This window comes from Providencia sp. wls1922, assembly GCF_009706505.1.
GTDB lineage: Bacteria > Pseudomonadota > Gammaproteobacteria > Enterobacterales > Enterobacteriaceae > Providencia > Providencia lanzhouensis.
The window spans coordinates 1-23,660 of sequence record NZ_WLUG01000110.1 but is presented as its reverse complement, the minus strand read 5'-3'; the positions used below and the strand labels follow the sequence as shown (position 1 = coordinate 23,660).

The window sequence follows — 23,660 nt, the reverse complement described above, 5'->3', positions numbered from 1 at the left end:
GCTGATAACGGCTAGGTGGCGCTGCTGAATACTGTAGGGGCTTGCCCTTCAATACCGCTTGGCGGGAGGTTGCCCACTTCGCCTTTTTCGTTCGGACTCGTATTCGTCTCGACATAGTCACTCTCGTTCACATCAATGCCGTAATAGCTCGACTCTTTATCGGCTGCGAGTTTTTTACGAATATCTAACCCATCAATGGCACCCGTAGCCGCTAGAGCCGCATCCGTCTGAGCAGACTTCAACTCAATATCTGCACTCTCTGCCGCTGTTGGGCTATCGAGTGGCGCCCACGTGACCGATATTTCAGTCAGAGGTAGATCTTCGCTGCGCATCAACATGTCGTAATGTCGCTGCAAGAGTTCATCTAAGTCATTTGATTGGACGCTTTCTAGCTCTTCACGGTAGTTCGATTCTTCATACTCACCCGTGGCATTAAAGCCCTTTGGTGTGGTACCCAGTAACTTAGTTGCGGGTACGTTTGCCGCCGCTGCGACTAGCTGGTATTGCGTCATAATGGTGGCGTCTAAATCGGCTAACGAGGTGTCGAACTGCTGTGCAACGTCCTCTTTCCCCATAACCTGCACGCCATAATTATCGCGCATCTCCATGAAATAAATCATGTTCTCCTGAATAGTACTTTTATCTGCTCCTTCAGGGTCAGCCATGCCAATAGTTAATAACCGTTTGGTCATTGCCAGTTGCGGTGCCTCATTGGCTGTACGTTCCGATGCATAGACACGCTCATAGATGCGCTCTGGTACCGACACACCAAAATAGTTATAAAGCGGCTTTAGCACGTTAGGTACGGGAAATGGCACAAATTTAATAAAGTGCGACTTATGGTATTTGCGACCACCAATCACATAATAGGTCGGGTCGTAAAAATCCATACTGGCAGGGTCTTGAATATTTGAGTCGGTTAAATCAGGCGTTACCCATTGCGGATCAATTTGTTTGACCCCCTTGTACATTCCTTTAGTCACACCATCGATATTAAAGGGATTTTCGTACCACTCATTTGGGTTTGAGGTTTCTACCACGAACAGTGCTAATCGACCACCATACTCACGCCCGAAGTGAATAAGCTCCTTCAAGTGGTGTTGTATGCGGTACTTTTTATCGCGACTACGCAGCTTTTTACTGATGGATCTGTCATCATCATTATCACAATCAATATCATACCCTTGGCGAATGGCATCACGGGCAGGCATGCTGCAAGCCTTATCGACTAACCAGTGCTTGGCGATAATCGCGCACATGTTGTAGCCAATAAACATTTGCGAGGCATACCAAGCCGCCTGTGACTCGGGTACACCGTAAACTTGCTCACCTTTAAATGACGGCACTGAAGTATCAATACTGTCCATCCCCACACCGTTAATCACCGGCTGAGGCAAATCTATCCCTTTAAATCCATTCTCTTTTGCTAGCGCAGGATACAAATCAGTTGTGAATGCTGACCGTTTAGCCGGCGCGATTTTCTCTTCTGTTTTACGCTTTTTAAACAGCCACATATTTACCTCTTTGTTGTAAAGAAACCGCCTTTTTTCTTTTGGTATAAATCACGTAGCGCCTGCGTCATTGCATCCACTGTGTCGTCATGGCCAGCGAATGGGAACGTGGTAATTTCCTCCACGGCTTCCACGATCCACGGCGCAATATCTTTGTGCGGTAGCCACACATTACCAGCCTCCCATTCAGCGGTACAGGCGTGGGCGCGTGCTATTTTGCTGCCGTCTGGCTCAACAGGAATTAAGCCTGACACGGTAGATTTCAACGAATCAATTACCGCTGGGCCATTGGCTTTATCTTCCACCAGCTTACGGCGCCCTTCAGGGAATTTTTCCGCGAGCAGCTTCACGGCATCCTTAGTTTGAGTAAAGCTCATGCGTTTTCGAATTTGATAGAGCAAATAGGCATTGGCATCTTTCTTACCCCAAACCTGCCCCACTACATAGTCGGTACCGTCGCTGTCTTTAAAGGTCATATCCCAACTATGAATAACCTTGTCGAATTTATCAGGTAGGTCTTTAGGTAAGTAATAGCGGACAAATTCTTCATGGAATATCTGGCCATCACCCGGTTTCGGTGACTGTTGATACATCGCAGACCAGAAGTACTCACCCAGTATTGCTTTGGTTTCCAACAGTTTATCGATGGGGTGAAGTTCAGGTACCAACGCTTCCCCTTGCTCATTAATGGCAGGGAATGCAAGCACTTTGGTTTCAGGGGCTTTTTCTTTTAGTTGGCCTGATAAATCATCGGTCGCCCACCGCGTGGCCATGATGATTTCGCCGCTATTTTTTGATAAGCGAGTCTTAAAGGTCGAAACGTACCAGTTCCAAATCGACTTTTTAACCGTCAGACTAAGTGCTTCTTTCGAGTTCTTTATCGGGTCATCAATAATACCAAGATCAACTTTCTTACCCGTTAATGGGCCACCGACCCCCGCACACACATAGCTGCCTTTGTGATTGGCAATGCCGAACTCGTCAGAATTACGTTTAACAGCAATGCCATTCTCAGGCTTATTGCCTAACCAGCTCTTAGGAAATAACGCACGATATTCAGCCGACATCATAATTCGCTGAACATCGGTGTTCATATCTCCGGCTAAATCAGACGAATACGACAATGCCCCAACACGCATGTTAGGGTATTTTCCAAAGAAATAAGCGGGAAGATAACGTGAAACAATATCAGACTTACCATGTTGCGGTGGTGCGCCTAATATTAACTTAGGGCGCTTGCCGTCCATCATGTCAATCAAGAATTGGTCGAGCGCATCACATACCGTTTGAGAGAAATGGCTTGTGATGTATTCAGGGTTTATATACTGAATGAATTCATGCAAACTACGGCGTGCTATCTCCCTTTCGATCTCTTCATCAAATAAACTGAAATCGATATCCATAGCCATACCTAAAATGTAAGAAATAGCCCTTTCGCTTCCAAATAACAGTGAAATGGGAAATGAGTTTTTGATAACAAATTAGCAACAAATAAAAAGTCCAAATTCAAAGAGAAGATTTAGGCTTTTATCGGTTTAGAGTGACATTTTAATTGAGTTGAAAAGTCGCAGGGCATGTAAGCACCATTATGTTAAATAAGTATAATTATGAAAAAAACATTATCAACATAGACATATATTAAAATTTCTTTATAATTTTATTTTATCTGATTTTTCACAAGGAAATAAAATGGTTCCCTCCTCTAAACAAACTAAGAAAAAAAACAATAACAATATGATTATCGTTCCATTCATTTTTCAATTCATCATGCTTATCATTGCCCTTTTCTTAATCTATCTTATGTATATAGGAAAAATAACTCTTGACACTCAAATTAACCCAACAATATCTTTCCTAGTTGATAAATATTACGGCCTTGAAATTTTCTACGTTGGGCTATTTTTATTATTCATAGCCATAATTTATTGTGTTCATCTTAGTTCTAAAAAATTAAAAGATCAGCATGTCGATAAGTTAATTAAATATTCCGGAATATTTTTTTCTGTTTTGATATCAGGGAAATTATGGGCATATTCTACACTATTGTTTTTCTTATCCTTAGCGCCTCATTATGTACCATCTTTCCCAAAATCTAAAACTCCCTGGATATTTATTATAATCTTCCCAGTATTAGCAGTTGCATTAACCCTTTCTTATCCTTATATCTGCAAAAAAATAATATATAAAAAAGATATACACAATAAGAAAAAACCATAAATAAGTCATATGCGAGTTGAACTATCTAAACATAGTCATAAGGAATAGATAATATCTTTCCTTATGACTTATAAGATCAACATTCGAATCTCTTTAGGTTGAAGTTTTACTGTTATATCTAGATCTCTATACTGAATCATTTTAATAATGATTCTCTATATATCATTATGTTAAGTAAGTAGCTTTAATTTTTTCTCAATTGTAGGAGCTGCTCAAAACTCAAATGACTAAGGTCAATCCCAGTTGATTGAATAGGCTTACCATCCGCACCGGTTACTTCAGTTCTATTTTTCACCATACCTAAATGCTGTGCAACCATCTTAAGAGCATCATCTTGATTACGAGTGATCACCTCGACACCAAACTTACCCTCTTTCACGCCGGCGAATAAACGACGAGCAGCACCGGCTAAATCGCGCGTATCATGAAAATGCGCACGACCAATACCCGCGCCATTACATCGAGGGCAATCAGGGTTAGGGTCTAACGTGTCATCGTAACCGTAGCCACCAACATCTTTTGGAGGTGGTTTATTTGCCACCGTGGCTTTTTTCACGGCATCTTCATATTCGACCGCATCACGCCACTGGTAATTGAAGCCAAAGCCCCAACAGTGACGACAGCATAAACGACGGTATTCAGTTAGCTCGTTTACATCTGCGTTCGCAATATCCCACCACATTTTTAATACGGCATCTTGAGTTATCTCAGTTCTGCGTTCTCGTTCAGCTAACGCGTCTCTAATTGCTCGATTGACCTCAATATTTCTATATATCTGACTTGCGCTAGCGTAGGCATTATGGCCATCACATTTACCACCTGCTCTCTTGTATGCAGCGGTGCGGTTTAAGTCGATAAGATACTCATTGACGAAACGAAATTGTAGGTCTGTAAGCTTGTAGTTGCGCAGGTTAAACGTGTTTTCATCATTGTGCGCATTATCTTGTTCACCGCTCTGCGCAATTGATATATCACTATCGTGTATTGGCTCTTTTGCGCATTCTTTTTCGTGCGCAGTGCGCAATTTCTTTTGCGCAGTTTTTTGCGCAGCTGGCTTTTTAATATATCGCCGTGCTGTCGCGTAATTAAGTCCCTGGTCTTCACACCACTTTTTAGGGGATATTCCTGATTTAGCATGGTCAGACAGGAACTGTTTTTGTAGCTCGCTCCAATCCGGCTTAGCCATAATATTTTCCTCATAACAAATTAAAAAACTCACCGTAGTGAGCTTTGTGATTTGCAATAAAACCCCGTACTAAGCGAGGTGTTATCTAAACAAAAAATATAGAACCGGTATCAATAGTACAACAGAGCATACCCTGTACCAGATTATCTTTGTTGCTATTTCTTTCTTTATCTTCCTTGCCTGCACATCATCGCTAGACTCTTTAATTTCGTTTTTGTGAGATTCTAATACTTCCCCTTTTACTTGCTCACTTTTTTCTAGCATCTTATGACTTCCTATTGCCATCTTTATAACTACAAACAATATAATTATTGGTATCGCAAGAAGAGCCATAACATCGAACCATGAAATCATTAGTTACCTCCCTTTTTGAGAGATACTAACACTAGCTAAATATAATGAATAACGCATATTTGACTTATGTATAAGAAAGGAGATGTTCATCAAAGCTCTAATCTGACCATCTGCTTGAGATTACTACCTTTTTCAGATTGTGGTCATTCACGATTAACGTATAGTGACGTCACATTCATAAACTATTATTCTCTACTTCGCCCCGATATCTGGGGCATTTTTATTTTTCCCTCACAAAATAACGTTATGTGTAGAACTGTTGCTGTAGCGCCCCCACAATCCGGTTTAGCCATCGTATATTTACCTTTAACATATTGAAATTTTCAATAAAGATAACATTTCAACATCTGACTAATTATTGACAGATACATTTAATATATATAGAACTAGAAATGATACTAACTTAGGGGAATTCAAGTGTTCATTCAGAGTGACAAGCTAAAAATTGCCAAGATAATCACAATTGAAATCCATAAAAAACTAAAGGAAAATATTAAATTCCAAAATATTGCTCGCCCACCAAGCTTCAGTACATTTCCCTGCGCTTGCTGTGGAAATGCCTCATGGATACTACAAAATATTTTACAGCATTATTATGATATAGACTGTAACGTAGTGTCTTTTGAAATATTAACAAATGGGCTCACTAAATCTCATGCATGGGTTGAAATCGATACTTCCACAATTATAGATATTACTTACGGACAATTTGATAAAAATATTCCGATTTATTACGGAAGTGGAGAATCAATACATTATGAATATAAAAATGAAGGAGAAAACGTAAATTTAACCCCTCCACAATGGTTAGAACCTGTCGCAAAAGAAATTCAGAGCTCAATTAAACATTGTGTTTGTATATAGTCCTGCAGCCCCTTAATCATCTGCTCTGACTCTGCAATTCGCTCTCTGAGTAGCCAATAATTTCGGATAGCGGAGTCAGTAGGTCTGGCGGTGATTGCATCATCCAAGCCGGAGGCGGTAGTGCCCTCGGCTTTTTGGCAGCTGGCTTTGATGTACACCCGCTCAGGATTGCGCTCAGCAGCAATACGCAGCTTATCAATCTCACTTTTTGCATTGGCTAATTCCTGAGTATGTTTTGTATCGAGTTGATGAAGGGATTGGACGCGTTCTTGGTAATCTTCATTGATTTTAACTTGCTCTGTCAGCTCAACAAGTAGTTCGTCATTCTTGGTATTTAGCTCACCTATCCTTTCGTGTTGTTTCCACATTCCCCATATGGCTACCCATGCTGCGATAAATAACGCGACTCTAACTATATTCATAGCGATTACCATAGAGAAGATTAAAAATTAACTTGCTGACCTTTATAGTGATCGATAGCTTTCTGGCAGCGTTTTTCTAAACTGGCCTTATCAATACCACATGTGTTGTCTGTCAAACGATAAGCACCAAAAGCAATCATTGATATCGCAAGTAGCATAAAGAAAATGACAGCCACTACAGGTTTCCATGGCATATGGCCGCCTCCGCCTCTCTGCGATTAACTAGCCCACGCCATACCTTACCACCAGCGTAAACCCATTTTTTAAGTTCATCACAAGCACCGTATTGATCGCCTGCGTTTAACTTTTTAAGCATTGTCGACTTAGCAAATGCACCAGTCCCAACGTTGAAAGCAAATGAATAAAGGGCGGCTTTTGTATGTTCATCAACAGGAACTTTAACCAGGCGATCTACTTGTAATTTAGTCCTCATAAAATCCAACTCTAGTAACTCATTACATTCTTCTTTTGAATAAACTTTATTAGGAATGATGTCTTTTCCTGTATGACCGTAACAAACCGTTAATACACCACCCACATCTTCATAAGGCTCATACCTAACACCTTCAAAATGCGCAATCACTGTTAAAGCGATAGCCGTAGCCCCTGCGCTAACAAGCACAGTTAGTTTTTGTTTGAGTGACATTAGATATCCTTTGGCGCTTTCGCCATCAGACTGGCGACAACTTTAGCTTTTGCTGAGGGGTTTTGAGGGTCGGTTTTATGAACCAGTTCTTCGAATAAACGCGTTCGCTTTCGTTGCTCCCGTCTATTCATAAAAAAAGTAGCGAGACCAAGAATGATGCTGAACGCCATCCCAATAATAAAGCCCCACTCATAAAGTGATAAGCTTGCAAAAAATGCTGTTAGCCCAGCACTGCCGTAGGCTGCGTTGCTATATTTATCCATACGCATGATTTCACCCCCTACGGAGTGCCCGAGTTAAATGAAAAGAAATTAATTTTTAGTGTTACTTTCTGCCCTTATACAAGACGTCAATAGGCATCTAAGGTTGAAAATATAAATATTTCTTATATATTGAAAGATTCATATAACAAATAGAGGAATAAACTTATGAAATCTAGAGAATTAAAAACTATTCATGACCTAATCGTTACAAACTATAAAGTAGTTCCGGTCACAGCTACTAATTTTCGCCACTCTTTCACTCCATTAACAACAGAAACTGAGTATGTTTATTACGGAAATTCTGAACCAATCCTCAAGAATGGTGATCGATGTAATATTGGTTTTTATGTAAATGAGGATAATGAAAAGGTACTCGATATTTCCGCACTTTCAAAAGTGGAAAATACAGATAAAAATATGAGTTTTTTATATGCAACACACTTGTCAAAACAAAAACATGATGAAAATAAATCTAAAAATGATAACAGGGTTACTCCTCATCTAGTAAAGGATAAATATTATTGGGGTAAAAAATATGCATGGAGAGAATTTGGATTATTTATTTCTCAGGATGCATTTCATAATTACATGGATAACATTCAACATGTTAAAATTGAATGTACAACTATTGCAGATGGTTATCCCCAAGGACAAAATTCTTTTGCATATTTAGAAGAAGGTATTGCTCATGCAATGGAAGAGTTAGTCAATTCCGCTGAAATAGTAAAAAATGGCCCCTACTTTAAATCGCCTTTATATATGGAAGGTAAAAAGAAATTCCAGATAAGAGGAACTCAAGCCATTACGGATAAAAAATAGAAAGTTAAAACAAAAAACCCAGCGCATTGGCTGGGTTAGTTGGTGAAGTTACTAAAATGGCAACTTACCTTGAAATAGTGGCTCATTGGCTCAAGGAAGTCAACACGTTCTTACTATTATTTTTCTTTTTCCACTCATTATCGCGTATTTTAAATGCATTATAGAGATGTGGATAAATTAAATACTCTGCAGAACTGATGATTTCTTTTACCTCACGGCGGCATGTAGCCATCGAGGGCTTTCGATATTCAAGCGTGCGATTTCTGCGAACCATTTGCCGTGGCTGTGCAATACCATAATAATAACGAGCAATGGCACGATCTGAACTCACAAAGGCATAGCGTAATAACAATAACGTAAATGCGACTCGGTCTATATGATAAATTTTATCAACTACCTTGGTTATTAGCATTCCATCGTCGTCATTACACATCTCCCTTTCTGGATAATCACGCTTTTCAACAGTTGCCATAAATTCAGCGATGATACTGCTTTGGCGTTTCTCTAATCTACCACTGTAAACCCAAGCACCAAACTTGGATAACCAACCTTGTAACCAGGCTTCTTGCTCTGCATCAAGTACAAGTCCATCAGAAATATTTTTTATACTCGACATGCGCGCAGCTCCATGACTTCTCTTTTGGTTTGCTCAAGTAGTTCACTCTCGGTACCATGAATTTCTTGCCATGTTTTTGGCGCTGCATGAAAACCAGTATCATAGCTAGGTCTGTGATGAGGAGGGCATAACGGTAAAACGTCTTTATGGCTTGCTCGCTGCGCCATTCCCTGCCCCGTTCTTACATGATGAATTTCCGCGAGACTTGCTCCATACCCCATATTACGGCAACAAATACAGCCAAGTTCGGCTACATCCGATAGCCACTGTCTCTCTTCTTTGGTCTTTGATTTTTTGGTCATTGGTCTTGCCTCTAGGTAAAATCTAATAACTGAGCCGCCGCATTTTCAGCTGCTTCTTGTGTAGGGAATTTACGGAATAAAATGAAGTTCCAAAGCACATCGAGAGTGGCTTTGTAGAGTTCGCCAAAGGCTAGGTCATCCATTTTGGCAAAACTGATTGATTTAGCGACACGACGTAGGCTGCCATCCGGCATTTCAAAGGTTTCATAGTGACCAGACTGCTCTACAACCCAATAACGAAAAGCATCAAAGGATTTGGTCGCTGATATATTGTGAGCGCGTTTCTGTGCTATTTCATCGAGGTAAACATCTGCAGCTGACTGGAGGGCATCGTCGTTATCGGTGTAGTAAGCGAGGAATTTAACGTAACCACGTACCAACTCCTTTTCTTCAGGCGAAATAGTACCGCCGGTTGGTTCCCAGTATTCATATCCGAGGTTAAGCAATGCGAAGTATTTACGGTGGAATCGTGGGTTTCGTGCTTTCTTAAAATCAGCATAAAGCACATCACCACATTTGATTTTTGAATGCAGAAAAACTCTCGCAGCGGGATTAGCCGGTACAAGAGTGTCGTTAGACATTTTGATAAAGCCATGCTGTGCCATACGTTTCTCTCAGTAGACACAGCAAGTGTTAAGATTGGGTGTTCAGACCAATAATGTAACTATTATATATTAAATATAATCATATCACAATTTCATGTTTAGCTTACAATAGTCTATTATATCTTTATATTGTTTATTATATGCTGAAACAAACACCATCCACTTATTTATAAAATCCATTAATTCATTTTTATCTAAATTAGCTTTCATCATGGTTTCTAAGGCGATAATAAATGAGTTATTATATGTTAATGTACTGATTTTTAGTAAAACTAACTTTTCAACTAATATGCTGTCTACTCTCGCAGTATCAAGTAAATATTTATCTATTACATCTAAAGATTGTTTTGAAAACAAGAAAGCAATCTCTTCATTATCACTTACAGCGTACTTTAAAAATGATTCGCTCCCCTTGTTATTATATAAATAGTATTTTACTTTATTACTTCCAATAAAAGTACAAAAATCGAAAATAGGCTGAAAAACAATAAAATTGCCATTAGCCTCACTATAAATCAAATAATTCAAAGCTTTCTTCTCCGCTCTTGTTATTGTATTTTCTTTTTCAAAATCGTCTCTTTTTTGGCGTTCATAAATCTCGATCGAGGTAACAACTGATTTTGTCGTTGCATCTAATGAATCATTTGCAATCTGTACAGATTTTTTGGTGTACTCTAAAGATTTTTTTGTATATCGGATTGTAATAAAGCTAACAACTGTAGTAAATAACAGTGATAAAATTGCAATGGCAATACCCCAATCAAACTTACTCATCCAATTAACATCCATAATCACCTCAGCCTAATTATGATTTAGCCAGACCAGTATTAATAGTCACACTTTTAAATTTAGATTCCATCTGCTCATATGACTCATTAACTTCAACGTTATTATCCTTTAAAGCAAAAAATAAAGTTCCAATAGCAGAGCATGCCATGAAATATAAAAAAGATAATGCGCTGTTTCTATGTTCATCAAGTGAGTTTTGATCTGTTGGTATTGAACCAATATTATAGGTTCCTAAATGAAATAATGCCCCGTAAAGGGTACCATGTAAAGCTTCTGACGCGTCACCATATATCATAAGAACATGTAATAGTAGATTCTTCCCTGACTTTTCATCAAGAAAAATAGCTCTTTTATCTATATTTAAACTTGTCCATCGAGGTATTTCCTTTCCATTTTTACTAGTAAACTTATCAACGGCTTTTTTATAATCTTCTGGTAATTCATAATAACCATTAGCAAACTCCACGCTAACTTTCTTAACGCCATCTAGTTCTATACTTCTAGACAAGCTTCGGGCTGCTTTATTTTTAGTATAATCAACATATGATTCATACTCTTCATTTGAGGCATAAAGCAAATAACAATAATTGATTACTCTTTCCAAGAGAGCCCTCGATATTATATAGCATTGATTTAACCTGGAGTGTTTTGTTAGAATATCTAACGAAATAATATCTTCTATAATAGATGCATACAATGGATATAACTTAACGACCCTATAGTTATTACTATTTCTAACAACTTCTAAATTTTCAATCAAATGATTTAAATGGCTATTTAAACATCCTCTCCATAAAATCATTCCTTCTTCTGACTCTATATCTTTAATATTCATTATTTCTGTTCCATTTCAAATTTATACTCCATGCTTTTATCTATGTGTTTGTATTCCCGCATTATTATACGATGCCCATTTGAACATAAAGTTGCTTTCAAAATACCATTTGACATACTCATCATTACCTGTACTGCTATTTAAAAGTAAATTAAGGTCAATATAATCTTCATTTATTTCCGATATAAATATAACAAAATCAATATTTTCAAATTTACCAGTTTTAAGGTGAAATAATATTTCAGTACTAAGGTGGTTTGAATCATAAGATATGACTTTGTCATTCAGTAATACTAACCCCCCTATCGTTTTTGGTATAGATAGAATTTTTTTTGTAATTCCTAATTGTTCGTTCGCTTTTTTTAATATATTTTCTTTAATATTTCTATACGCAAAATCTAATATTTTTTGTCTAAACTGAACAGAATTAGGATGTTTTTCAATTAACTCCTTTAAAGGAACTTCACCATACCAATTATTTTTCAACCACAAATCTGTTTTTGTTAAATCATTAAGCTTTTCATTAACAATTTGGCTTCTATCGCTAAATAATGTCTTCATTTCTAAAATAATTTTATCCTTTTTGAGAAGAAAATCAGCCATTTGATATTGTCTGCCATCTCCTTTTTCAAAACTTTCTTTCATATCATCTAAACATATGCTCCCCAGACTTGTTGATATGAAATGTTTAAATTTTTCTTCCAATTTACTAAAATTTTTTTTCATTAATATTATCTTTCATCTATTTTATGACTATAAACATTATAGCTAAAAGATAAGCTATATCTATTAATCAACGAATAACTCAAAACGCTTGCGTCCCTTTCTTTGAATACCCTCTCCCTTTGTCTTGCCCCTTAAACGACAGCCTTTCAGCCTCATTTTGGCTAATGTTTTTGATGTACGAATCCACCAGCTGCCCATAAGCCGTTCCGGTATTTCCATCACGATTCAAACGAAGAATAATTTCCATCAACGATTTATCTGCATTGTTGTTATAAACCGCATCACGGTATAAGCCTATCCAAACATCACAATCTTGCTCAATTTGTCCTGTATCTCGGCTATCTGCAGGTGTCGGTCGTTTATCTGCTCGTTCTTCCAGTTTACGGTTAAGCTGGGTTAGTAATAGGACCACACAATCCATTTCCTTGGCTAAGTTCTTTAAACCCGTTGTAATGTCACCGTAGGCAATATCGCGGCGTTCTGCTGGGGCAGCTTTGATTAATGTCAGGTAATCCACAGCAATGAGCCCAATTTTCCCTTTAACTCTTTTTACCTTTCGACACTCAGCAATAATATGGTGCAAATCAACACCAGGAGTGCTGTCGATGTACATATTCGACTCTGCGATTTCTTCAGCTCTGGCTAATGCTCGAGCCATTTCTATATCATCATGCGCACCGGTATAGAATATATCTGCTGAGACTCCCCCCTCTTGAGCAATCATGCGCTCAATGATCCCCCTGTCCGTCATTTCCAAACTAAACAACAATGTAGGTAACCGATGGTTTAGGGCAAAATGTGTGGCTACGCGGTTGTAGAAAGCTGTTTTTCCCATTTTAGGCCTAGCACCCACAACGATTAAAGATCCTCTTAGCGCTTGCTTGGGAGCCATTAAGTCATCAAGTGATTCGATACCTAAAGTAAAACCAGCGGCATTCGTCGGATCATCAAAACGCCTTTCAACTTCTTCAATCCAGTCCCCTACTACATCACGAGCAGGTCTAAGCCCTTTACTTTTTCCAGTTTTCGCATGTTCGATAATACTTGAAACAACTTGCTGTACATTAGCGAGTTTATTACTCACTTCAAGCCCATCATTGGCCATCAACATTTCAACGCAATTATTGAGATTATTAATCGCATAACGCTGTATGGCCTTATCACGAATGATCCTTGCATAATTCACTATGTTTGCTGCTGTTGGTAACATGCAAAGCTCAGCGACATAGGCGAATCCACCAACATTGTCTAAATCACCATTAGCTGTTAGCGCATCGCTTACGGTAATTACATCAGTAGGCTGATTGGTTTTAATCAGTCGAACTATCTCTGCAAAAATCCGATTATGTGACCACTGATAGAATGATTCAGGTTTAATTAGCGAAATAACATGCTGACGCTTATCTTCGTCTGTGCTAATCATCAAACCGCCTAAAACCGCTTGTTCAGCTTCAAGATTACAGGGAGGAACAAAATAATTATTTGTCATTGGCTCGCTCCTCCTTGACCGCCACGTAGCAACGTTCAGTGATCAGGTAATCCAAGTTTTTGCGTCGCCATAAACCTCCACGACCGTTATCACGATCTTCAGTCATCCACCGACAATGATTCGCTATGTACGACAGATAATTTTCCCAACGTTCCTGGTTAAATTTAAATTTTAGCCAAAAGTTTTTCAGCATCCGTTTTCGTGCATCAGTCATCACTTTAACCGATGGCATATCAGGCAAGATGCTGTGATAAGCCTCAAGGATATGGCCATAATCTAATTTTATTTTTGATGAGGGTTTGGGTACGTCAGCACAGTCTGACGTACCATTAGTATTCTCTGTAGTATTCTCTGTTGTAATCTCTGTAGGATCGAACTGCGGATTTGTTTCACCGCCACCGTCGAATTTGTCTTGTGGCGGCTGTTCATTTTGTTGTTTCGCCAAATCCCCATTGTGACTTTCCCCGATTGCGCTTTGCGCATTTGGGATATTATCAATAGGTTGTGTCATAATTTGGTCAAGTTGGTCGCAATCTATACGGTAATATATTTTGTGTTCTAGACGTCTATCCGTTTCAATTAAAACCCCACGTTTCACAAGATGTTTTCTTGCGGTGAGTTGCTCACGATAGCTTAAGCCCGTTTCGGCCGTAATATCCTCAGAAGACTTATAGACCCCTAATTCAGAATCAGTTTTATCCTGCCAATAAAATATCTGGCTAAAAAATATCACCGCATTGACGCTACCAAAGCGTTTAACTAGACCAGGGTAGTAAGCCACAGGCCGCCCAAAATCGAGCAACAAATCTGATGGTCTCATTTCACACCCCCAGCGCTTTCGCGATATCACGGCAAGCGTTCTGGTACTGCTCAGGCGTCAGTTTCTTTAAAAGTAGCTTTTGTTTTTGTTGTTCGTATTGCTCTCCAATGTTGAGCGCTATCGCCCTTCTTCCCTCGAAAATGTCTTCGATTTGTTTTCTGTCTGCTGGCTTTCCATTCAATAAAAAACCATTGCAGTAGGTAATTAATTCAGTCGTTCTTAGCATTGGTCTTGCCTCTTGAATTAGTGCACGCTGGTCGGGCGTGATATTGCATTGAGTGCATTAACGGCATTATTTATTCGGTGTGACATGTCACGCCCCTCTAATAAAATTTCGGTCATAGCTTCTGCAAATCGCTGTATGGCCACTGATGCTAAATAGTTTTTTGTATCGCCACGTACTCGAGCTAACCTCGAAGCTGGCAACGCCATTTCAATCGCTGGCATCAGCTCTGCTAATTTTTTCATTGATGCGCTCGAGTCGCCTCGCAACCAACGAAATATCTGCTGTCGGTTATTGTTAATCGCTTTCCAATCCGCTTGTCCTCGTTCATCTTCAATCACATGCAAGCGGCTCTGTGATTTGTCTCGTGTGATCTGCAAATACGCACGACTTATCTCAATCGCTACGTGCTCTTGACCGTGTTCTGTAGCCCAACTCTCAATTTCGGAGCGGACAATATCGATATCAAAACTCATCTCTGCGTCTCCTGTCGCAAAATTGATTATGAATAATCAGTTTTTTAATCTGATAGCTGTAATACTGATGGCTCCTTGGGTAAGCCGTCGTAAGGGTTTGGGTAATCTATCGGGTTCAAGTCATGTGGGGTTACTAGCCAATTTGTTTTCGATGCCCACTCAATAGCTTTGCGTCCCTTTGGAATGTAATTTCCTGCAATGACTTGGCTAATGTAGCCCTGTGTCACGCCAACTGCCTGAGCAAACTCAGACTGGCTAATTTGCTGCTGCTTTAGGTAGATATTTAATTTCATTTGTTAGCTCCTTTTTAACTTAACAATGCAATATTAGCAATGCTAATTAAATAGATCAATAGCAACGCTATTGGAAAAATATTAGTAATACAAATAAACTAGACAGTATGAACAGAAAAATTTCCGAATCTGACAAGGTAGCAGCCCAGAATTTACGCAATATCTGGGAAAGCAAACGTGAATCTCTCGGCTTAACTCAAGAAAAAGCCGCGGAGGCACTTGGTTTTGCTACGCAAGGAGCGGTTAGCCAGTACCTAAATGGCCGTACCGCGTTAAATACAGATACCACATTAAAATTTGCTGCTTTACTTCGCGTTGATCCTGAAGATATCAACCCTGAATTAAAAATTTTACTCGACTACGTCAGGTCAACAAATCGAAATGTTGAGATAGCTCAACCGCAACATTCGGTTAGAAATGATCACAACACATTGAGATTAATGGATATATATGCGAAAGCAGGCCCGGGTGGTTTTATTAACAATGACTTCCCAGATACCATAAAATCTATCGAGTTCTCTTCCGAAAAAGTTTTTGAGTTATTTGGTCGTAAAAGTCTGAAAGGCATTGAGATGATTAATATCAGTGGTGACAGCATGTCCCCTGCAATTAATCCTAGAGATGTTGTCTTTGTTGATACGCATAGCGACTTCTTTGATGGGGATGGCGTCTATGTGTTTAGTTTTGAAAATTCCCTGTTCATTAAACGACTACAACGCGTTAAAGGCAGAAAACTCGCGGTCAAATCAGATAATCCCGCCTATGAAACCTTTTATATCGAAGAGTCTGAGATGCATGACTTGCGTGTGATAGGTAAAGTTATAAAATCTCTTCCAATAAAAATGGTTGATTTTGCTTAACTAAAACAAACAGTTAAATACCGCCGCTAATATTAGCGGCTTTTTTTCGCTTAAAATAATTAGCAATGCTATTGATAATTAAAAATAGCGCTGCTAATATTCATTTCATTAATACAAACACAGCAAGTGTTTAGATAAGTGTTCAGACTTAAAAATTAGCCCACACCAGGGAAACAGTTAGACCAAAGCTTGAGGCAAGACCAGACAACTCGGAAAGACGAGTATTGATTTACAGACGTAAAAAAACCCACCGAAGTGGGTTCCTTTACCTCGGGTCGCCGACCAAAGCTAACCGAGAGTTCTACTAGCGCGACCAAACGCTAGAAGAGGCAAGACCAATGATAAATCACTGATCACTGTTATTTTAAAGGAGCTGCTATGAAAGCACAACCTAAAACCCTAAGTGTCACCTTATACATTCATGCTCAGAAACAATTTGACGGCTCATACAAATACCGCCCTTATCCATTTAAATATGATATTGAATCTGGTTTAGGCTTTGTCATTGCTGAGCATACTATCGACATTCCCTTTACTGCTCCGTCAAATACTGAGCTAGTTCAATTAGAGATTGACTCACTCAAAGCCGAGCAAAGCAAAATTCTTGCTGATGCTCAGGTGAAATCAAGCCTACTGGAAGACCAGATCCAGATGCTGCTCTGTTTGGAAGGCAAACCCATTTCTAAAACTGACGAACAAATCCCTTATTAAGAGGCAAGACCAATGACAACTTTTATCTGTGTATTTGAGCCAACGACCGAGGCTCGAACTAACGGAGCGGTACCACTAACTATCGCTCTCGATGCTGCAAATGCAAAACTAGCTGCCGCAACAGCCATGGTTAAGTTATCAGAAGTGTATCCAGACGCTATGGATAACTTCAACACTGACGAACCTATCGTTTGTGAAGATGCCATGGGCTCACCTCGCCCACCGGTTGGCCAATTTGATGAAACATTTGCAATAGAAAATGAATTCGACGGTACTTGCTGGAAGCCAGCAAAATTAGAAGAGTTTAGCAAAATAAATACGACTATTCGTATCGCTGCAATCTTGTTGTTTGGTAAAACCCAGTTTACTCGCACTGATGTAAGTAAAGCCATTAGCTTTATGAATGAAAGTTCAGAGCAACCAAAAATCCGTAATATCGCTCAAGGCTTGGGAAGAATAAAAGCTCTCGATTCTATGGATGCTGAACAAACATCTGAAATTGCCCATGCTGTTTTTGAATATGCTGATGATAATGTTTCCGTCATCGATGCAATTGGGTTAGGTAACAGTTGGTTAGTTGAAGATCCTAAACCTGAAGATGTTACTTCTAAAGCAGCAATTGAAGAAGAACCTGTACTTAAACGTGACTACGCCACGATTGATATGGAGGTTGCCCTTGCATTAATTGGTGATGTTGATTTTGACGCTATCCGTAGTGCTGATATCCGTAAAGCTAAAGAATTAATAGCAACCGAAGATAAAGTATGGAAACGTTTATCAATGGACTTGCGCACACTCCCTAGCGCTCTAGATATACCGCGCGAAAACATCTTTGCATTAGTAACTGAGGCACGAGAGAAGCCTGAATTATTTGACGATGCTAATGCCCGTAAAGCGTTCATCGATTCCAAACTTGGTACCGAAACCACGAAAGTAACGGCTCTAGGTAATGGGCGCTTCTCAGTTGATAACTTAGGTACCAAACCGGCTAATGATGGGGCGCCTGAAGAAACCATCAGGCAAGATAAACCAAAACGTACAAGTAAGAAAAAGGACACGCCGGCTAAAGCAACAAAAGAACCTGAACCCGTTGTTATTGAAAGCAACGATGTGCAGGCAGTTACTAAACCAATTCCTACTGCTACTTCTGAGCAAGATGATTTTGAACATCGTGCAGCCGTTATCGATGAAGTGCTCGAAGGCAATAACGACCACCTAAGCATTTGGAAGCGCGTACAGCGCACTGACGCACGATTTACAAAGCCTTTAGAGGGGATGGGATTTACTGGTACCAGCATTAACAGCACTTACATGTTTATGCGCGCAACTGAAATCTTTGGCCCTATTGGTGAAGGCTGGGGATATGAAGTTATCGAAGAGAAGTTCATTGATGGAAAGCCACTCCTAGAACCTGTCCTCGATGAACGTAATAAGCAAGTGGCCACTAAATTTTTACGTGATGCTGATGGCTCATTATTTTGTGAACAGAACCATTCGCTCAAGATCAAGTTCTGGTACACCATCGAATGTGAAACACGCGGTGAGTTTGAAAGTTATGGCGCCACGCCTTATCGCTACCAAACGAACTACGGAATTAAAGTCGATGGTGAGGCAATTAAAAAATCACTCACTGATGCAATTAAAAAAGCCTTATCAATGCTTGGATTTAGTTCTGATGTGTTTATGGGCATGCACGATAATCCTGAATATGTAGCAAGCAACAAGCTCGAGTACGAAATCAAAGCGGCGACGGATAACGCTGAAGATGTAACGCGTATTCGTAAAGAGTTAGATGAAAAGCTTACTCGACACACTGAGACCATGCGTAGCGCCGTCACTGCAAATGAATTGCGGGGTATTACGTCAAACCTAACTCGTGAAATTTCAACGCATGCCAAATTGGCCAAACAACGTGGCGATAGTGAATATGAAAAATATTTAAACGGTCGTTTGCGCCGGTTAAATGAAATTGAAAAAGAGTGTTTAGACCAACTTAACCAGAAAGAAGAGGCAATTTAATGACCAAGACAACTGCTATTGCAATGGCTGCTGACTACAGCAAATTACAACAACTCGTCGAAACCGGCGAGTTTACTGCCGAAGATATCGCCGATACGTTGGTTGGTATCGAAGGTGAACTAGGCGATAAGCTCGATGCAATTATGCTTCACGCACGTAATCTAGAAGGGCAAGCTAAAACGCTGGATGAAGAATCAAAACGTTTGGCTGATCGTAAAAAATCATTCGAGAATCAGGTTAAGAACCTCAAAAAATACGCGCTGGATTGCCTGTTAACGTCTGGCATGGATAAGCTAAAAACAACTAAGAATACTTTCACGGCTCGCGCCGGTGTTGTTCGAGTCATCATTGATAATGAAGCGGCTCTTCCTGATGCTCTCGTTGATGTTCAAACCATTACGGCGCCCGACAAAAAAGCCATTAAAGAGGCGATCGAAAACGGCGTCGACGTTCCTGGTGCTCACTTAGAAGTCGGTGATCGTTCATTAATGGTTCGTTAATACCTAAAGCGCCCAGTAATGGGCGCATTATCAGGAGATACATTATGGCCATGAAATTAGAAGTTATCATCACCCATGATGAAGTAAGCAATAAATGCAGCGTAGAGTGGTCTACAGATACAACTGAGCATGTGACAACTCAAGAAGAACATACTCTATCAATGGTAAAAAAAGCGGTTTTACTGCAACTAGGCTACCCTGTCACTAGACCTATTATTCACTAGCGTGACATGTCACGAAAGAGGCAAGACCAATGCTAAGACACGAACATCAAAAAGACCAAGAAGTAAAAATCACCCTTCCCGATGGATCGTACGGTTTTATTTCAACTGACCGCCGTTGCAAAGTCTCCTATGACCTACCGGCAAATATCAAAATTGAAATACAACCAACAATATCGAAACATCAAGGTGGGAAATAATGTTTGGTTTATTTTTACTCGTATGTAGCGCAATAAATTGTCAGTTTGAGCCATATGGCTATATCTACCCTGATGAAATTAATTGTTTAATCGATAGAGAAATTGCAGCCGGCAAAGGGAAAATCGCAGAGTGTTACCCGGTTGACTCGGTTATACCAGTTAAAAATTGATTAAGCTTAATCAGATTTGTTCTTTAGTAATAATTAACATGGCGGATTATTCAATAATGAGTAGCCGCCATGAAACAACCACAACTAACCCCTTGGGTGCCCGAGGAACAATTATTAACTGAATTCGATATTAAATTAGGCAAGTTAGCTGCAAGTGTAAAAAATCGACCATGCACTGAAGCTGAAATAAAACATGCTTGTGATACTGCAGATAAGATCATTTTATTAATGATGAGGCAAGACCAGAATGAGAAAAAATATCACAGGAGGCTATGATGTCTCGAATGATTAAGCTAGAAGCATGGGCGCAATTAGAATTTGGTGATAGTGCCCCCACCCAACAAGTCTTAATTAAATACGCCAAAGCCAACATGATGATCCCCCCTGCTTTAAAGGTTGGCAAACGTTGGATGATTGACCGTGACTCAAGGTACGTAGGTTTAGTTTCTAAACCCCAATTACCGACACAGGCAAATGAAAAATTATTGAGGATTTTATCAGATGGCAGCAAGACCACGTTCTCATAAAATCACCATTCCAAATCTCTACCGAAAGTTAGATAAACGAAATGGAAAAACATACTGGCAATATAAACACCCACTAACAGGCACATTCCATAGCCTTGGCACAGATGCCGAAGAAGCTGTGCAAGTTGCATCTCAAGCTAATACCATTATTGCAGAGCAGCAAACAAAGCAAATTTTAAGCATTAATGACCGCCTTTCAGGTATTAAAAATAAAAAGCTTGGGATCAGTGTAACTAATTGGATAGATAAATATCTAGAAGTGCAAAAAGATAGACTTGATGCTCAAGAACTTAAATTTAACTCATATAAACAAAAAATTAAGCCATTAAACTTATTTAGGCAGCATTGTGGAACCCTATCTCTTAAAGACATTACTGCATTAGAGATATCAAGAATTATCGATGAAGTTAAAATACTTGGGCACGATAGAATGGCTCAAGTAGTACGTATGGTTCTAATCGATGTATTTAAAGAAGCCCAACATTTTGGTCATGTACCTCCTGGTTATAATCCAGCTCTAGCGACTAAACAACCTAGAAATAGAATTAAAAGGGAGCGACTAACTTTTGATGAGTGGAAAATCATTTATGCACAAGCAGAAAATCACCCACCTTATTTGCAATGTGGAATGCTTCTAGCAATTGTAACCGGTCAGCGGATTGGTGATATCGTGAAAATGAAATTCTCGGATATTTGGGATGATATGTTACATATTGAACAAGAGAAAACTGGATCTAAATTAGCTATCCCTCTGTCAATTAAGTGTGATGCTATTGATATGACACTTAAACAAGTTATTTCAAAATGCCGAGATGCTGTTCTTAGCCAATATCTCGTACATTATCGCCATACTACCTCTCAAGCTCAACGGGGCGAGCAAGTTACAGCAAACACATTAACGACAACTTTTAAAAAAGCTAGGGATAAATGCGGGCTAACATGGGCTGAAAAGTCGGCACCTTCATTTCATGAACAGCGTTCTCTATCTGAAAGACTCTATCGAGAGCAAGGGATCAACACCCAGAAACTCCTTGGTCATAAGTCACAGAAAATGACCGACAAATATAATGATGACCGAGGTAAAGAATGGCAAATTATTGCGATTTAAATAGCCTATTTTTTGAACCGTTTTGGGGAAGAGTTTTGGTGGGGTTTTGGGGAAGATTATAATTGAACAAAAAACAAACGGGAACCATTAGGCTCCCGTTATTAATCACACTACGTAATAAATTACATGTGTTTAATGATTGCGTCGCCGAATTCGCTACATTTCAGTAATTTAGCGCCTTCTAATTGACGTTCGAAATCGTAAGTTACAGTCTTAGCCGCGATTGCGCCTTCCATACCCTTAACGATTAAGTCTGCCGCTTCAACCCAACCCATATGGCGCAGCACCACAATCAGATAAAAAAAATAACACATTGATTTATATAAGTATATTGATTATAAACATCCTTATTATACCTGTAATTATCTGTTTAAAAATTGCTTAAAGATCAATGCATAACAAATAGTTTTGCAGAAAGTTTTTTTTGCAGAAGGCTACATTAAATACACTTATGTTTATTGGTTTAACTCCCCAAGATCCAGAGATTAAAATCGGTCAGTGGCAGTCAGTTATCTGATGAAACATAAATTCAATAGTTATTTTTTATCTCCTGACTTCCCCATGGATTTAATTAGCGATAGGATTATTTTCTCTTGTGGTAGAGTTGGTGTTTTTTCGAAATTAATGCTGTTTTTTCGAAGATTTCTTAAGATATGGGAAAAATCACCTGCATGTCCTTTGCTTAATGCATATGCAAGTTTTTGATTTTCAAAATCAGCACCTAATTGCATGTAATACCGTATAAAAACCAATACCGCCTTCATTACAAAGCCTATAAATATTATCAAAGATAAATTTAAAAGGACCGTTGCAATTGAATCTGCAATTTTCTCACTTTCGCTTTTTTTAGACTGTAGTTGCCTGATTTTTTCTGTTAATACATTCCAAGCCTCTCCATTATTTCCCAAGTCATTCATTATGAAACTTCCATTTTCTGAGCTATTACTACCTGATTTTATAGACCCATCATTTCCGACATAAACACCAGCTCTCGTTTCATTACCTTTCCCTGTTTTAAAAATGACAATGTCACCCGATACCAGTGAATTTCTTTTAGGTGTTGTCATTGTTTCTGAAATCCAACTACGTTGCGAGTCCTTACCATTGATAATTAAAATTGCAACAGCCACAGCTGCGCATACAAGAACCCCTATTAAAATAATATTTGTCCACCTTACAAAGGTTGCTCTCTTATCAAGCAATCTTGCTATTTCTTCATCCCATACAGAGTCTTTTTTTTCTGTATCAGTGTCACTATTCATTTAATATCCTTTTGATTTATATGAATTGTTTATGAGCTCTATCAATATCGGTAATTTTATTAGAATAACACTATGGTATATTTTTAAGCATACTAATGATATGCATTTTATTCATGCGCTTAATAATAACTTAACTTATTGATTCATAATTATTTAAATGGCATTAACCCTTGGTTTTATGTCATTTTCAACTATCATTTAACCTCTTGATTTGACGATATTCTTTAAATGGTTTTGGGGAAGTCATTTTCTTAGCCATAAGATAAATTTCACCTTATTTCTTGACCTCTACTAATATTTTACTGTATATAATCACAGTTATTATTTAACTGTTTTTATATACAGTGTTTTATGTAAGGAGGATGTGAGATGGTTACAATTAAAGTTCGCTTCGCTGCAAGTATGAAAGGCAAGTTACCCATGGGGACTTTCGACGCATTGAGAAATGAGATCACAAAAAGATTGAGCTCTAAATACCCCGATTTAAACATCGATATCAACTGGGGATCTCAAGCGAATGTGTCTATTGATGGTCTTGGAAAGAACGAAAAGAAAACCTACATTGAAGAAACGCTGGAAGAAATCTGGAATGATGGAGACTGGATGCCTGAAATGAAAGAAACTGA

At 38.9% G+C, this 23,660-nt stretch carries 33 protein-coding genes and 1 pseudogene; 13 read left to right on the top strand and 21 right to left on the bottom strand.

Features of this window, described 5'->3' with window-relative positions:
* Window positions 1-11: 11 nt before the first annotated feature.
* Window positions 12-1,514 (bottom strand): phage portal protein, encoded by a 1,503-nt coding sequence (locus tag GKR71_RS16375; RefSeq protein WP_154634578.1) that lies wholly within the window; start codon window positions 1,512-1,514, stop codon window positions 12-14.
* 2 nt (window positions 1,515-1,516) lie between these two features.
* Window positions 1,517-2,914 carry a phage terminase large subunit gene (terL, locus tag GKR71_RS16370; protein WP_154634577.1) on the bottom strand — a complete coding sequence of 466 codons (1,398 nt, stop codon included), beginning with the start codon at window positions 2,912-2,914 and terminating at the stop codon, window positions 1,517-1,519.
* A gap of 286 nt (window positions 2,915-3,200) precedes the next feature.
* Between terL and GKR71_RS16365 the strand changes: the two genes are divergently transcribed.
* Window positions 3,201-3,728 carry a hypothetical protein gene (locus GKR71_RS16365; protein ID WP_154634576.1) on the top strand — a complete coding sequence of 176 codons (528 nt, stop codon included), beginning with the start codon at window positions 3,201-3,203 and terminating at the stop codon, window positions 3,726-3,728.
* A 184-nt stretch (window positions 3,729-3,912) separates the two neighbouring features.
* Here the strand turns inward: GKR71_RS16365 and GKR71_RS16360 are convergent, their stop codons facing one another.
* Window positions 3,913-4,914, bottom strand: coding sequence for a terminase small subunit (locus tag GKR71_RS16360; protein ID WP_154634575.1), 1,002 nt, complete (start codon window positions 4,912-4,914; stop codon window positions 3,913-3,915).
* 81 nt (window positions 4,915-4,995) lie between these two features.
* The gene (locus GKR71_RS16355) at window positions 4,996-5,268 is read right to left on the bottom strand and encodes a hypothetical protein (protein ID WP_154634574.1); all 273 of its coding nucleotides are present in this window, start codon (window positions 5,266-5,268) and stop codon (window positions 4,996-4,998) included.
* 417 nt (window positions 5,269-5,685) lie between these two features.
* Here GKR71_RS16355 and GKR71_RS20435 point away from each other — a divergent pair, with 417 nt between their 5' ends.
* Window positions 5,686-6,132 carry a hypothetical protein gene (locus GKR71_RS20435; protein WP_154634573.1) on the top strand — a complete coding sequence of 149 codons (447 nt, stop codon included), beginning with the start codon at window positions 5,686-5,688 and terminating at the stop codon, window positions 6,130-6,132.
* Here GKR71_RS20435 and GKR71_RS16345 read toward each other — a convergent pair.
* Genes GKR71_RS16345 through GKR71_RS16335 form a run of 4 tightly spaced genes read right to left on the bottom strand, consistent with a single transcriptional unit; the run spans window position 6,099 to window position 7,469 of the window.
* The gene (locus GKR71_RS16345) at window positions 6,099-6,554 is read right to left on the bottom strand and encodes a lysis protein (protein ID WP_230085106.1); all 456 of its coding nucleotides are present in this window, start codon (window positions 6,552-6,554) and stop codon (window positions 6,099-6,101) included. The two genes, GKR71_RS20435 and GKR71_RS16345, sit on opposite strands and share 34 nt — an antisense overlap.
* 20 nt (window positions 6,555-6,574) lie before the next feature.
* Entirely contained in the window at window positions 6,575-6,748 is a 174-nt protein-coding gene (locus tag GKR71_RS19935; RefSeq protein ID WP_195848984.1) for a hypothetical protein, read from the bottom strand.
* Complete coding sequence (locus tag GKR71_RS16340; protein WP_154634571.1) at window positions 6,730-7,200, bottom strand: lysozyme; 471 nt, start codon at window positions 7,198-7,200, stop codon at window positions 6,730-6,732. Before GKR71_RS16340 ends, GKR71_RS19935 begins: the two co-directional genes overlap by 19 nt.
* A complete protein-coding gene (locus tag GKR71_RS16335) occupies window positions 7,200-7,469 on the bottom strand; it encodes an HP1 family phage holin (protein WP_108477988.1) in 270 nt (89 codons plus the stop codon). Before GKR71_RS16335 ends, GKR71_RS16340 begins: the two co-directional genes overlap by 1 nt.
* 159 nt (window positions 7,470-7,628) lie before the next feature.
* On the opposite strand from GKR71_RS16335, the gene GKR71_RS16330 reads away from it, so the two are divergent.
* Window positions 7,629-8,282, top strand: coding sequence for a hypothetical protein (locus tag GKR71_RS16330; RefSeq protein ID WP_154634570.1), 654 nt, complete (start codon window positions 7,629-7,631; stop codon window positions 8,280-8,282).
* A gap of 82 nt (window positions 8,283-8,364) precedes the next feature.
* On the opposite strand, the gene GKR71_RS16325 is transcribed toward GKR71_RS16330, so the two are convergent.
* The 11 genes from GKR71_RS16325 to GKR71_RS16275 all read right to left on the bottom strand — a co-directional run bounded on the left by GKR71_RS16325 (window position 8,365) and on the right by GKR71_RS16275 (window position 15,456).
* Window positions 8,365-8,898 (bottom strand): antiterminator Q family protein, encoded by a 534-nt coding sequence (locus GKR71_RS16325; RefSeq protein WP_154634569.1) that lies wholly within the window; start codon window positions 8,896-8,898, stop codon window positions 8,365-8,367.
* Window positions 8,886-9,200, bottom strand: a complete 315-nt coding sequence (locus GKR71_RS16320) for a Ref family recombination enhancement nuclease (protein ID WP_154634568.1) — start codon at window positions 9,198-9,200, stop codon at window positions 8,886-8,888. The genes GKR71_RS16325 and GKR71_RS16320 overlap by 13 nt, the downstream gene beginning before the upstream one ends.
* Window positions 9,201-9,211: 11 nt before the next feature.
* Window positions 9,212-9,805: a DUF1367 family protein gene (locus GKR71_RS16315; RefSeq protein ID WP_154634567.1), complete on the bottom strand. Its 594-nt coding sequence runs from the start codon at window positions 9,803-9,805 to the stop codon at window positions 9,212-9,214.
* An 84-nt stretch (window positions 9,806-9,889) separates the two neighbouring features.
* Complete coding sequence (locus tag GKR71_RS16310) at window positions 9,890-10,594, bottom strand: hypothetical protein (RefSeq protein ID WP_195848983.1); 705 nt, start codon at window positions 10,592-10,594, stop codon at window positions 9,890-9,892.
* 16 nt (window positions 10,595-10,610) lie between these two features.
* Window positions 10,611-11,429, bottom strand: coding sequence for a DUF5677 domain-containing protein (locus GKR71_RS16305; protein WP_154634565.1), 819 nt, complete (start codon window positions 11,427-11,429; stop codon window positions 10,611-10,613).
* Window positions 11,430-11,465: 36 nt separating this feature from the next.
* The gene (locus tag GKR71_RS16300) at window positions 11,466-12,155 is read right to left on the bottom strand and encodes a hypothetical protein (RefSeq protein WP_154634564.1); all 690 of its coding nucleotides are present in this window, start codon (window positions 12,153-12,155) and stop codon (window positions 11,466-11,468) included.
* A 79-nt stretch (window positions 12,156-12,234) separates the two neighbouring features.
* Window positions 12,235-13,644: a replicative DNA helicase gene (locus GKR71_RS16295; protein WP_154634563.1), complete on the bottom strand. Its 1,410-nt coding sequence runs from the start codon at window positions 13,642-13,644 to the stop codon at window positions 12,235-12,237.
* Window positions 13,634-14,464, bottom strand: a complete 831-nt coding sequence (locus tag GKR71_RS19930; RefSeq protein WP_195848982.1) for a replication protein — start codon at window positions 14,462-14,464, stop codon at window positions 13,634-13,636. Before GKR71_RS19930 ends, GKR71_RS16295 begins: the two co-directional genes overlap by 11 nt.
* A gap of 1 nt (window position 14,465) precedes the next feature.
* Complete coding sequence (locus tag GKR71_RS16285; RefSeq protein ID WP_154634562.1) at window positions 14,466-14,690, bottom strand: hypothetical protein; 225 nt, start codon at window positions 14,688-14,690, stop codon at window positions 14,466-14,468.
* 17 nt (window positions 14,691-14,707) lie between these two features.
* Window positions 14,708-15,163, bottom strand: coding sequence for a toxin YdaT family protein (locus GKR71_RS16280; RefSeq protein ID WP_154634561.1), 456 nt, complete (start codon window positions 15,161-15,163; stop codon window positions 14,708-14,710).
* 44 nt (window positions 15,164-15,207) lie between these two features.
* On the bottom strand, window positions 15,208-15,456 hold the full coding sequence (locus GKR71_RS16275) for a helix-turn-helix domain-containing protein (protein ID WP_154634560.1): 249 nt from the start codon (window positions 15,454-15,456) through the stop codon (window positions 15,208-15,210).
* Between the two features lie 107 nt (window positions 15,457-15,563).
* Between GKR71_RS16275 and GKR71_RS16270 the strand changes: the two genes are divergently transcribed.
* From GKR71_RS16270 to GKR71_RS16235, 9 genes are all read left to right on the top strand, one after another.
* Window positions 15,564-16,316, top strand: coding sequence for a LexA family transcriptional regulator (locus tag GKR71_RS16270; protein WP_154634559.1), 753 nt, complete (start codon window positions 15,564-15,566; stop codon window positions 16,314-16,316).
* 378 nt (window positions 16,317-16,694) lie between these two features.
* A complete protein-coding gene (locus GKR71_RS16265; protein WP_036965975.1) occupies window positions 16,695-17,027 on the top strand; it encodes a hypothetical protein in 333 nt (110 codons plus the stop codon).
* Between the two features lie 12 nt (window positions 17,028-17,039).
* Complete coding sequence (locus tag GKR71_RS16260; protein WP_154634558.1) at window positions 17,040-19,046, top strand: hypothetical protein; 2,007 nt, start codon at window positions 17,040-17,042, stop codon at window positions 19,044-19,046.
* Complete coding sequence (locus GKR71_RS16255; protein WP_154634557.1) at window positions 19,046-19,546, top strand: siphovirus Gp157 family protein; 501 nt, start codon at window positions 19,046-19,048, stop codon at window positions 19,544-19,546. Before GKR71_RS16260 ends, GKR71_RS16255 begins: the two co-directional genes overlap by 1 nt.
* 44 nt (window positions 19,547-19,590) lie before the next feature.
* Window positions 19,591-19,770 carry a hypothetical protein gene (locus GKR71_RS16250; RefSeq protein ID WP_154634556.1) on the top strand — a complete coding sequence of 60 codons (180 nt, stop codon included), beginning with the start codon at window positions 19,591-19,593 and terminating at the stop codon, window positions 19,768-19,770.
* Window positions 19,771-19,799: 29 nt separating this feature from the next.
* Entirely contained in the window at window positions 19,800-19,967 is a 168-nt protein-coding gene (locus GKR71_RS19925) for a hypothetical protein (protein ID WP_195848981.1), read from the top strand.
* 239 nt (window positions 19,968-20,206) lie between these two features.
* Window positions 20,207-20,413 carry a hypothetical protein gene (locus GKR71_RS20430; RefSeq protein WP_154634555.1) on the top strand — a complete coding sequence of 69 codons (207 nt, stop codon included), beginning with the start codon at window positions 20,207-20,209 and terminating at the stop codon, window positions 20,411-20,413.
* Window positions 20,413-20,664 carry a hypothetical protein gene (locus GKR71_RS16240; protein ID WP_036965991.1) on the top strand — a complete coding sequence of 84 codons (252 nt, stop codon included), beginning with the start codon at window positions 20,413-20,415 and terminating at the stop codon, window positions 20,662-20,664. Before GKR71_RS20430 ends, GKR71_RS16240 begins: the two co-directional genes overlap by 1 nt.
* Complete coding sequence (locus GKR71_RS16235) at window positions 20,639-21,772, top strand: phage integrase Arm DNA-binding domain-containing protein (protein ID WP_154634554.1); 1,134 nt, start codon at window positions 20,639-20,641, stop codon at window positions 21,770-21,772. Before GKR71_RS16240 ends, GKR71_RS16235 begins: the two co-directional genes overlap by 26 nt.
* A gap of 122 nt (window positions 21,773-21,894) precedes the next feature.
* Here GKR71_RS16235 and GKR71_RS16230 read toward each other — a convergent pair.
* Together GKR71_RS16230 and GKR71_RS16225 are read right to left on the bottom strand one after the other, a co-directional pair.
* Window positions 21,895-22,062: pseudogene (locus GKR71_RS16230) on the bottom strand (NADP-dependent isocitrate dehydrogenase); the annotation flags it as partial.
* Between the two features lie 246 nt (window positions 22,063-22,308).
* Window positions 22,309-23,034, bottom strand: a complete 726-nt coding sequence (locus GKR71_RS16225) for a hypothetical protein (protein WP_154634553.1) — start codon at window positions 23,032-23,034, stop codon at window positions 22,309-22,311.
* Between the two features lie 369 nt (window positions 23,035-23,403).
* Between GKR71_RS16225 and GKR71_RS16220 the strand changes: the two genes are divergently transcribed.
* Window positions 23,404-23,660: DinI-like family protein (locus GKR71_RS16220; RefSeq protein ID WP_154634552.1), on the top strand; the 257-nt coding region annotated here is incomplete at its 3' end.